Source organism: Streptomyces sp. OR43 (assembly GCF_008042275.1).
Taxonomy (GTDB): domain Bacteria; phylum Actinomycetota; class Actinomycetes; order Streptomycetales; family Streptomycetaceae; genus Streptomyces.
Window position 1 is genome coordinate 2,922,500 of sequence record NZ_RDBK01000043.1, and the last position, 11,418, is coordinate 2,933,917.

Consider the following 11,418-nt stretch of genomic DNA (forward strand, 5'->3'; position numbering starts at 1 on the left):
CCGGTCTGATTCCGGACCTGAGACCCTAGAGCTCGCCCTTGCGCGTCAGATGGTTGAAGGCGAGCCAGCCGGGAAGCACCGGCAGCCACAGCGTCAGCAGCCGGTAGAGCAGCACCGCCGGCGCCGCGACCTCCTTCGGCAGCCCGACCGCGATCAGGCCGAGGGTCAGCGCACCCTCGACCGCGCCCATGCCGCCCGGGGTCGGCGCCGCCGAGCCCAGCGCGTTGCCGGCGAGGAAGACCACCGCGATGCTCGCATAGCTCAGGTGCGGCGTTTCCGGACCGCTGAACGCCCGGACCGACGCGTCCAGACACATCACGAACACGCCGGTCAGCAGCAGCATCCCGCCGATGCCGGTGAGCAGCTTCTGCGGCCGCTGTACGACGTCGAGCATGCGCGGTACGACCCCGGCGAACAGCGACCGCACCCGCGTCACGACGAACTTGCGCAGGAACGGGATGGCCGTCACCACCAGCACCAGCACGGCGACCGTCAGCAGACCCGCGATCACGGTCCTGGACGGGGTGAGCGAGGACGGCGTCTTCTCCGTACCGGTCAGATAGCCGAACGCGGCCAGCAGCAGGATGTGGCATCCCAGCCCGAACAGCTGAGAGGCGCCGACACTCGCGACCGCCAGCCCCGGGCGCACGCCCGCCCGCTGGAGGAACCGGGTGTTCAGCGCGACCCCGCCCACCGCGGCCGGGGCCACGATCTTCACGAACGAGCCGGCGACCTGCGCCAGCACCGTCTTGCCGAACGGCACGCGTTCGGGCACGAAGCCCAGGAGGCTCATCGCCGCCGCGATGTAACTGAGCGCCGAGAAGCCGAGCGCGGCCGCCACCCAGCCCCACTCCGCCTGTTCGACCACCGCGCCGAAGTCGGCCTCGGTGACCTGCGAGATCAGGAAGTACGCGGCGATGGCACCGGCGATGAAGCTGAACAGCGTGCGCGGCTTGATGCGCTCCAGGCGGACCGGCTCGACCGGCGCCTGCGGCCGGATCAGCAGCACCTCCTGGCGGATCCGGGAGAGCAGATCCTCCTCGCGGGCCACGTCCATGGCGTCGTCCCTGGCCCGCTTCTCGGCCTGCTTCTCGGTGCGCTGCGACTTGCGGTCGCTCCTGCGCCCGGCGTCCTCGGCAGGCTCCGCGTCCTGCGACCGGGCCCGCTTCGCCGCGTCCGACGCCTCCAGGACGGCCTCGCGCTCACGCTGCGAACGCTCCCGGGCCAGCCGGCGCAGATGGGCGCGGGTGGAGCGGCTGAGCGCGATCGGCTGGAGCAGCGGCAGACAGTCCGCGACGGCGTCCGGCCCCAGCACCTCCAGCGCGGCCGCGACCGCCCGCTCGGGACCCACCCGCAGACCCGTGGTGGTGAGCAGCTGGGCGACGTCCATCCGCAGCACCAGATCACCGGCCGCGATCTCGCCGCCGCGCAGGTCCGTGACGAACACCTTGCCGGAACGGTCCACCAGGATGGCGTCACCGGTGAGCCTGCGGTGCGCGATCCGCCGCGACTGGAGTGCCCGCACCTGACGCCAGGCGCCGCGCACCAGCTCGTCGGTGATCTCGGAGTCCTCCAGCGCGTCCAGGGAGCGCCCGCCGATGTGCTCGTACACCAGCATCACGGCGTCCGGACCGAGCTCGGAGGTGGCGATCAGCTTCGGGGCGTTGGCACCGGCGGCGATCGCCGCGTACGCGAGCAGCGCCTCCTGCTCCAGGGCCTGGCGCAGCGACTGGATGGAACGCCGCTGGGTGATGCCGCGCAGGGTGAGCCTGCGCCACACCCGGTAGAAGAAGCCCTGCGCCTGCTGTTCCCGGTCCACGACCGTCACGTCCAGCGGCGGCCCGTCCTCCAGGGAGACCACGTAGCGGCGCCCGCGGTCGCTCTGGTCACCACTCGAGTCGGGCGCGTCGTCGGCGCGCATCGCGGTGACCGGCCGGAAGCCGACATGGCGCAGACCGGCCATCAGGTGCTGGCCGGTCGGCCGGACGTTCGGCGAGCCGACCGCGTACAGCGTGCCGTACGCGACCGTCCAGCCGATCAGTACCGTGAGGATGATCGAGAGCGGGGTCGTGTACCCGCCCACCAGCATGGTGAAGGCGTCCAGCAGCAGCACCACCCACAGCACGACCCGCCACCGCGGCCGTCTCGCCATGCCGACCGCCGTCATATAGGCGATCACCGGCGCGAGGTAGCCGTGTACGGGGTCGGTGAGCGCCTGACCTGGCTGCGGCTGGGTCAGCGCGTCCTGGATGGTGCCGGGCGCGGAGTTGGACACCCACAGATCCGTGGCGAGCGTCACCCCGTGCGCGAGCACGGCCGCCAGCACGCCGTCCGCGATCCGCAGCCCGTCGCGTTTGATCAGCCGCTCGATGGCGAAGGCCACCGGGACGAGCAGCACGGCGATGCTGGAGACGAGCCCGGCGACCTTGATGAGCAGATCGGGCGCCTGGCCCGTGCCCTTGTTGATGTCCTCCTCGAGGCCGGCCGTCGTGCCGTGGGCGAACGCGGCGACGGCGAACAGCACGACGATCGCGAGGACCCCGATGAGGAGCCGCAGCAGATCGGAGGGGCGGTGCACCCGGGCGGGGAGCAGGGGCTCGTCACCCGAGACACGGTCGGACAGGTCCGCCTCGGAGGTCGAGAGCGTCGAGCCGGCCGGGTGTTCCGCGGACGCCCCCGGGCGTGCGCCGGGCTCCTGTCCGCTCTCCTCGGGGCTCGGCTTCTCGGGGCTCGGCTTCTCGGGACGCGGCTCGGCATCAGAGGCGTCGGCCGCCTTCGGTGGCTGCACGCCCTGCTCCTTCGTCGCCTCTGATTGGTCTTGGTCTTCTCGTATCACCGGTCACCGCCCGCATGATGGTGGCACGGCCTTCGGCCGGCGGGGGGCATCAGGGTGCGATGCGGGGCCGCGCGGTGCGCAACATACGCTCCGTCCGCCTTCCCCGCACACCTCGTGCGGGACCGGACACGGAACGGGCCGGACTGTCGGTGGCGTACGGCAGGATGGGCCGGATGAGCGAACACCCGACGAGCGACGCGTTGCCGGAGTACGCGGAGCGCGTGCTCGACGTCGCCGAACTGATCCCGCCCGGCCGCGTCATGACCTACGGCGACATCGCGGAGTGGCTGGGGGACGGCGGACCGCGCCAGGTCGGCCGGGTCATGGCGCTGTACGGATCCGCGGTGCCGTGGTGGCGTGTGGTGCGCGCCGACGGTGCGCTGCTGCCGGGCCACGAACTGCGTGCGCTGGATCACTACCGCGAGGAGAACACCCCGCTGCGCGAGGCCGTGCGGTCCGCGGAGGGGCATGTCCCGCGTCTGGACATGCGGCGCGCACGATGGGACGGCGGTGCGGGCGCGGGGGGCGACGACGGCGGGGGAGCTCACACCTGACAGCTTCGGCCATCCGGTGGCACATCGGGCGGAGCCGGGCCCGTACGACGTACAGGAAGCGGGCAGCGGGGGCCGTGGCCGGTCCTTCCGCCCGGCGGACTGTGACGGTGCGCGGTCTCTCGGCCGGGGGCAACGAGCGGGCAGCGGCAGTCGTGCCCGCTCCTTACGCCCGGCGGACTGTGACGGTGCGCGGTCTTTCGGCCCGGCGGAACGTGACGGTGCCCCGTCCTCCCGTCCGGCGGAACGTGACGATCCACGCAGCCGTCCCGCCCCAATCCGTGCTCCCGCCGGAGTAGCGTCGTCAGTTCGCGGCCCGCGCCGCGCCCTCACCCCCAGCACACCCACCAGGACCGGCGATCCCAACGTGAGCTCCTCCTCCACCACCCGGAACAGTCCGCACCGTCAGGCACGGCGGCGGGCCACGGGCGCGTACCGGCTGGTGCGTACCCTGCCGGGCTCCGTGGACCCCCCTCTCCTGGACGCGGCGCAGCGGGCGGTGGTTGACCACGCCGGCGGCCCGCTGCTCGTCCTCGCGGGGCCGGGTACCGGCAAGACCACCACGCTCGTCGAAGCGGTCGCCGCCCGTGTCGCCCGGGGCGCGGACCCGGCCCGGATGCTGATCCTCACCTTCAGCCGCAAGGCCGCCGTCGAACTGCGCGACCGGATGGCCGCCCGGCTCGGCGCCGCCCGCGGACCGCAGGCCACCACCTTCCACTCCTTCTGTTACGCCCTGGTGCGCGCCCATCAGGACGCCGACCTGTTCGCCGACCCGCTGCGGCTGCTCTCCGGACCGGAGCAGGACGTGACCGTCCGCGAACTGCTGGCGGGCCAGCTCGACCTGGAGAAGGAGGGCCACGACCACATCCGCTGGCCCGACGAACTGCGGGCCTGTCTGACGACGCGCGGTTTCGCCGACGAGGTGCGTGCCGTGCTTGCCCGCAGCCGTGAACTGGGTCTCGGCCCGGATGCCCTGGCCGACTTCGCCCGGCGCACCGGCCGGCCCGACTGGAGTGCGGCCGCGGCGTTCCTCGCCGAGTACCTGGACGTGCTGGACGCCCAGGGGGTGCTGGACTACGCGGAGCTCGTCCACCGTGCCGTGCTGCTCGCGGASCGCCCCGAGGTGTCGGCGCTGCTGGCCGGCAGCTACGACACCGTGTTCGTCGACGAGTACCAGGACACGGACCCGGCACAGGTGCGGCTGCTGCACGCGCTGGCCGGGAACCGGGGGAGCGCCCCGGGCGGCGGCGGGGGCCGGAACCTGATCGCGTTCGGCGACCCGGACCAGTCGATCTACGCCTTCCGCGGCGCCGACGTGAACGGCATCCTCGACTTCCCGGACGTGTTCCGGCGCGCGGACGGCGACCCGGCCCCGGTCGGCGTCCTCACCACCTCGCGCCGCTCCGGCGAACGGCTGCTCGCCGCGACCCGTCTGCTCACCCGCCGGATGCCGCTCACCCGGCTGCCGTCGGCGAAGGTGCGCGCCCACCGGGAGCTCGGGGCGGTCCGCGAGGGCGGCAGCGTCGAGACGTACACCTACCCGACCGCGTCCACGGAGCTCGACAACATCGCGGACCTGCTGCGCCGGGCGCATCTGGAGGACGGGGTGCCGTGGCACGAGATGGCGGTCCTGGTCAGGGCGGGCGGGCGCACCATTCCCGCCGTGCGCCGGGCCCTGACCTCGGCGGGCGTGCCACTGGAGGTCGACGGTGACGACCTGCCCCTGCGCCACGAACCGGCGGTGGCCCCGCTGCTGACGGCCCTGCGCACGGTGGCCCTGGCGGCGCTGCGCCGGGGCGCGGACACCGATGCCTCGGCCGAGGACGCGGCGGAACCGGGGACTCCGGCCCCGGCAGGCATGGGCCTCTCGGCCGAGGACGCGGCGGTACCGGGAACCGCCACGCAGGCCTCCGCCCAGGCCCAGCCCTCCGCCCAGGCGAGGCGGTAGACGGCGAGCTGGAGGGGGTCGGCGGTGTTGGTGCGGCTGGTCTTCCAGTCGACGATCTCGTACGTGTTCCCCGTGCGGTACACCGGCGGGAATGGTGCGCCCGCCCGCCCTGACCAGGACCGCCATCTCGTGCCACGGCACCCCGTCCTCCAGATGCGCCCGGCGCAGCAGGTCCGCGATGTTGTCGAGCTCCYTGGACGCGGCCGACCTGCGCCGGCTCGGCCGGGCGCTGCGCGACGAGGAACGCGCCGCAGGCAACCGCGTGCCCGCGCCCTCCGGCGAACTCCTCGCCCGCGCACTCGCCGAACCCGAACGGCTCGTCACGCACGACCCGGCGTACGCCCGGGGCGCCCAGCGACTCGGCGCGCTGCTGCGCACGGCGCGCGAGCTCCTCGAAACCGGCGGCACCGCCGAGGAGGCCCTGTGGGCGCTGTGGTCCGGCACCCCGTGGCCGGCCAGGCTGGAGCGCGCCGCGCTGCGCGGCGGCGCGGGCGGGCGTAACGCCGACCGTGACCTGGACGCCGTCTGCGCCCTCTTCGACACCGCGGCCCGCGCGGAGGAGCGCACCGGGGGCCGGGGCGCGCTCAACTTCCTGGAGGAGGTCGACGCCCAGGACATCGCCGCCGACACCCTCTCCCGGCGTTCCGTGCGGCCCGACGCCGTCCGGCTGATGACCGCGCACCGGTCCAAGGGCCTGGAGTGGCGCCTGGTCGTCGTCGCCGGAGTGCAGGAGGGCCTCTGGCCCGACCTGCGCCGCCGCGGCTCGCTGCTCGAAGCGGACCGGATCGGCCGCGACGGCCTCGCCGAACCCCTCACTCCGGGCGCCCTCCTGGCCGAGGAACGCAGGCTCTTCTACGTGGCGGCGACCCGCGCCCGCGAACGTCTGATCGTGACCGCGGTCAAGGCGCCCGCCGACGACGGCGACCAGCCGTCCCGCTTCCTCGCGGAGCTCGGCGTCGAACCCCGCGATGTCACCGGCCGCCCGCGCCGGCCCCTCGCCGTCGCCGCTCTCGTCGCCGAGCTGCGCGCCACCACCGTCGACCCCACCGCCTCCGACGCGCTGCGCGAGGAGGCCGCCCACCGCCTCGCCCGCCTCGCGGCGCTGAGCGACGACGAGGGCCAGCCGCTCGTACCGTCGGCCCACCCGTTCCGCTGGTGGGGCCTGTACGAGCCGACCCGCTCCGCCGTCCCGCTGCGCGACCGGGACCAGCCCGTCGCCCTGTCCGGCAGCGCCCTCGACCAGCTCGCCAACACCTGCGCGCTCCAGTGGTTCCTGGGCCGCGAGGTGAAGGCCGACGCCCCGGCGACCGCGGCACAGGGCTTCGGCAACGTCGTCCACGTCCTGGCCGACGAGGTGGCCTCCGGGCGGACGCCCGCCGATCTGGCCGTCCTCATGGAGCGGCTCGACTCGGTCTGGGACGGACTCGTCTTCGACGCGCCCTGGAAGTCGCAGCAGGAGAAGCAGCAGGCCCGCGTCGCCCTCGAACGCTTCCTGCGCTGGCACGTCATGGACCGCACCGGCCGCACCCCGGCCGCCAGCGAGCACGACTTCGACGTGACGCTGGAGGCGGGGGAGTACGAGGTGCGCATCCGGGGCTCCATGGACCGCGTCGAACGCGACGCCGACGGCCGGGCCTACGTCGTCGACTTCAAGACCGGCAAGCAGTCCCCGACGAAGGACGAGGTGGCCCGCCACCCGCAGCTCGCCGTGTACCAGCTGGCGGTCCGGGCGGGCGCGGTCGACGAGGTCTTCGACGGCACGCGCCCCGAATCCGGCGGCGCCGAACTCGTACAGCTTCGCCAGCCCGCCCCCAAGAAGGAGGGCGGCGACGCCGTACCCAAGGTGCAGGCCCAGGAGCCGCCCGACACCGAGTGGGTCTCCGATCTCCTCGCGACCGCCGCCGGCCGGGTCCTGGACGAGCGGTTCACCCCGTCGACCGGGCAGCACTGCTCCCACTGCACCTTCAAGGCCTCGTGCAGTGCGCGGCCGGAGGGCCGGCACGTCCTGGAGTGAGCCGGACCCGCCGTCGCGGCCGTCAGTGCTTGCGGGCCATCACCCCGTACACACTGACGTCGGCGTCGGTGACGTCGTTGATGCCCTGGTAGCGCGTCCGGTCCAGCGCGTCCAGGCCCGCCACGAACTCCGGGTCCGGGTCCCGGGACTCGGGCAGGTCGACGACCTCCTCGGGCCGCCAGCGGTGCACCGGGACGACACCGGGTTCGAGCATCTCCAGTCCGTTGTCCGTCACGAACCGCTCGACCTGCGCACGCGTGCGGCGGACCATCGCGAACCCGCGCTCCTTGAACGACTTCGTGATCTGCCCGACCTGCTCGGGGTTGAGGTCCGAACTGACATTGCTCAGTACGAGGTAGCTGCCGGGCGCCAGGGCGTCGAGGAGGTGCTTGACGATCGGATAGGCCTCGTCGTCCTCGATGAAGTGGAGGACGGCGGCCAGGACGAGGGCGACGGGCCGGTCGAGGTCGAGGGTGCGGCGGGCCGCTTCGAGGATCTTGGCGGGATCGCGCAGGTCCGCCTCGATGTAGTCGGTGCGGCCCTCGGGTCCGCTGGTGAGCAGGGCCTGCGCGTGGACGAGGACGACGGGGTCGTTGTCGGCGTACACCACGCGCGCGTCGGGGGCGATCGCCTGGGCGATCTGGTGCACGTTCTGCTGGGTCGGCAGCCCGGTCCCGACGTCCAGGAACTGGCGGACGCCGTCCTGTGCGGCGAGTGCGACGGCCCGCCGCATGAAGTCCCGGTTGTGCCGCACGGTGAGGTACCCGCGGGGATTGGCGGCCAGGGCCATGGCCGCGGCCTCACGGTCGGCCGGGTAGTTGTCCTTGCCGCCGAGGAAGACGTCGTAGACCCGCGCCGGGTGCGCCTTCGTCGTGTCGATGCGTGCCCTGAGCTCTGCGGCGTCAGGGGCGGATGCGTCGGCGCTCATATGACCGTCCTCGTAAGGCTGTTGATGCGACAGGCAGATAATTTAGACGGTCTTTTACGGCTCGGGCCCCACCGGGACACGGATACGCGGCCCCGCCGACCGCCCCTTCACGGCTTCGTGGGTTGTCGGTCCGGCCGGTTAGCCTCTGTGGAGTGTCCCCACGTATCACCGATCCCGAGCAGCTCAAGGAGCTTCTGGGGATCCCCTTCACCCCGGAGCAGACGGCGTGCATCATCGCGCCGCCCGCCCCGCAGGTGATCGTCGCCGGAGCCGGGTCGGGAAAGACCACGGTGATGGCGGCCCGCGTGGTGTGGCTGGTCGGCACCGGTCAGGTCGCCCCCGAGCAGGTCCTCGGGCTCACCTTCACCAACAAGGCGGCCGGCGAGCTCGCCGAGCGCGTCCGCAAGGCCCTGATCGCCGCCGGGGTCACCGATCCGGATGTGATCGACCCGGACAACCCCCCGGGCGAACCCGGCATCTCCACGTACCACGCCTTCGCGGGCCGGCTCCTCACCGAACACGGGCTGCGGATAGGACTCGAACCCACCACCCGCCTCCTCGCCGACGCCACCCGCTACCAGCTCGCCGCCCGTGTGCTGCGCGAGGCACCCGGCCCCTACCCGGCCCTGACCAGGTCGTTCCCCACCCTGGTCAGCGACCTGCTGGCGCTGGACGCCGAGCTCGCCGAACATCTCGTACGTCCCGAACAGCTCGCGGCGTACGACACCGAGCTGCTCCGCACCCTGGAGAGCGCCAAGCTCAGCAACGCGGAACTGCGCAAGCTCCCCGAGACCGCCGAGGCCCGCCGCGAGCTGCTCTCGCTGACCCGGCGCTACCGGGAGGCCAAGCGCGGCCGCGACCTCCTCGACTTCGGTGACCAGATCGCCCTCTCCGCCCAGCTCGCCCTCACCCGCCCCGAGGTCGGCGCGATCCTGCGCGAGGAGTACCGGGTCGTCCTGCTCGACGAGTACCAGGACACCTCCGTCGCCCAGCGCCTCCTGCTCTCCGCCCTCTTCGGCAGCGGCCCCGACGGCGTCGCCTCGGGACACGCCGTCACCGCGGTCGGCGACCCCTGCCAGGCCATCTACGGCTGGCGCGGCGCCTCCGTCGCCAACCTCGACGACTTCCCGAGCCACTTCCCGCACGCCGACGGCACCCCCGCCGCCCGCTACTCCCTCAGCGAGAACCGCCGCAGCGGCGGCCGCCTCCTGCATCTCGCCAACGGGCTCGCCGCCCCCCTGCGCGCCATGCACGAGGGCGTCGAGGCGCTGCGCCCCGCACCGGGCGCCGAGCGCGACGGCCTGGTCCGCTGCGCGCTGCTGCGCACCCACGCCGAGGAGCTCGACTGGCTCGCCGACTCCATCGCCCACCTCGTACGCACCGGCAAGGCCCCCGGCGAGATCGCCGTCCTGTGCCGCACCGCGGGCGACTTCCCCGAGATCCAGGCCGCGCTTGTCGCCCGGGACATCCCGGTCGAGGTCGTCGGCCTCTCCGGGCTGCTCCACCTCCCCGAGGTCGCCGACCTCGTGGCCGTCTGCGAGGTCCTCCAGGACCCGGGGGCCAACGCCTCACTGGTCCGGCTCCTCACCGGCCCCCGCTGGCGCATCGGCCCCCGCGACCTGGCCCTGCTCGGCCGCCGCGCCCGCCTCCTCGTCCACCGCGCCTCCCACGGCGACGACGAGGACTTCGACCCCGACCGCCGGCTCGCCGAAGCCGTCGAGGGCATCGACCCGGCCGAGGTGATCTCGCTGGCCGACGCCCTGGACACCTTCCTCGACTCCGGCGGCGGACAGGACGACCGGCTGCCGTTCTCCGCCGAGGCCCGGATCCGCTTCGCCCGCCTCGCCACCGAGCTGCGCGACCTGCGCCGCTCGCTGTCCGACCCGCTGATGGACGTCCTGCACCGGGTCCTCGCCACGACGGGCCTGGAGGTCGAGCTCTCCGCCTCGCCGCAGGCCCTGGCGGCCCGCCGCCGCGAGACCCTCGCCAACTTCCTCGACGTCGCCGCCCGGTTCGCCGCCGTCGACGGGGAGGCCACGCTCCTCGCCTTCCTCGGCTTCCTGCGCACCGCCGCGCAGTACGAGAAGGGCCTCGACAACGCGCTGCCCGGCGGCGAGAACACCGTCAAGGTCCTCACCGCCCACAAGTCCAAGGGCCTGGAGTGGGACGTCGTCGCCGTACCGGGCCTGGTCACCGGCCAGTTCCCCAGCGGCCAGTCCCGGGACGCCTGGACCTCCCAGTCCCAGGTCCTCCCGCACGCCCTGCGCGGCGACACGGCCACACTGCCCGTCCTCCACTCCTTCGACGCCAAGGGGCTCAAGGACTTCAAGGCGGAGATGAAGGAGCACCAGCACACCGAGGAGCTCCGCCTCGGCTACGTCACGTTCACCCGGCCCCGCACCCTGCTGCTCGGCTCCGGCCACTGGTGGGGCCCGAGCCAGAAGAAGCCGCGCGGCCCCTCGGCCTTCCTGGACGCGTTGTACGAGCACTGCGCGGCCGGCTACGGCGAGATCGAGGCGTGGGCGGACGAGCCGGCCGAGGACGAGGAGAACCCGGCCCTCGGCGAGGCCACGGCCGACCATGCCTGGCCGCTGCCGCTGGACCCCGCCGCGCTGACCCGCCGCCGGGCCGCCGCGGACACGGTGATGGCCCACCTGGAGGCGCTTGCCACGGCGGGCCCGGTGCCCGACGTGTACGCGGCGACGGAGCCGTCCCCGCCGGACGGGCCCGCCTTCGACGAGGTCTTCCCGGACGACGAGCTGTTCCCGGACGACGACCCTTTCCTGGACGACGCCCCGTTCCCCGWCGACGACGTGCCCCGGGCCCCCGGCGGCGACGATGTGCCCCGCGCCCTCGACTACGACGTGCCCCGCGCCCCCGACGACGACGTGCCCCGGGGCCCCATCGCCCCGCACGTCCCGGCGGCCCGCGAACCCGAGCACCTGCCCGCACGCCTCACCCCCGAGGAGTCCCGCACCCTGGCCTCCTGGGACCGCGACCTCGACGCCCTCGCCGGAGAGCTGCGCCGCGCCCGCGCCACCGTGCGCGACGTCCTCGTGCCCGCCTCGCTCTCGGCCACCCAGCTGCTGCGCCTCGCCGACGACCCCGACGGCTTCGCCCAGGAACTGGCCCGCCCCATGC

The 11,418-nt window shown here is 73.7% G+C and carries 4 protein-coding genes and 1 pseudogene; 3 read left to right on the forward strand and 2 right to left on the reverse strand.

Annotated features, from left to right (window positions below):
* Nucleotides 1-25: 25 nt before the first annotated feature.
* Complete coding sequence (locus EAO72_RS32215) at nucleotides 26-2,788, reverse strand: lysylphosphatidylglycerol synthase domain-containing protein (RefSeq protein ID WP_148020603.1); 2,763 nt, start codon at nucleotides 2,786-2,788, stop codon at nucleotides 26-28.
* A gap of 221 nt (nucleotides 2,789-3,009) precedes the next feature.
* Here EAO72_RS32215 and EAO72_RS32220 point away from each other — a divergent pair, with 221 nt between their 5' ends.
* Entirely contained in the window at nucleotides 3,010-3,390 is a 381-nt protein-coding gene (locus EAO72_RS32220; protein ID WP_148020604.1) for an MGMT family protein, read from the forward strand.
* 496 nt (nucleotides 3,391-3,886) lie between these two features.
* Nucleotides 3,887-7,349 (forward strand): annotated as a pseudogene (locus EAO72_RS44185) (ATP-dependent helicase).
* A gap of 22 nt (nucleotides 7,350-7,371) precedes the next feature.
* Here EAO72_RS44185 and EAO72_RS32240 read toward each other — a convergent pair.
* Nucleotides 7,372-8,277, reverse strand: a complete 906-nt coding sequence (locus tag EAO72_RS32240; protein ID WP_148020605.1) for an SAM-dependent methyltransferase — start codon at nucleotides 8,275-8,277, stop codon at nucleotides 7,372-7,374.
* Between the two features lie 152 nt (nucleotides 8,278-8,429).
* Here EAO72_RS32240 and EAO72_RS32245 point away from each other — a divergent pair.
* Nucleotides 8,430-11,418: ATP-dependent helicase (locus tag EAO72_RS32245; RefSeq protein ID WP_261991696.1), on the forward strand; the 2,989-nt coding region annotated here is incomplete at its 3' end.

Excerpts from the sequence above, each read along its gene's own strand:
- EAO72_RS32220 (WP_148020604.1), top strand. The coding sequence starts at position 3,010 with ATGAGCGAACACCCGACGAGCGACGCGTTGCCGGAGTACGCGGAGCGC.
- EAO72_RS32240 (WP_148020605.1), bottom strand. The coding sequence starts at position 8,277 with ATGAGCGCCGACGCATCCGCCCCTGACGCCGCAGAGCTCAGGGCACGC.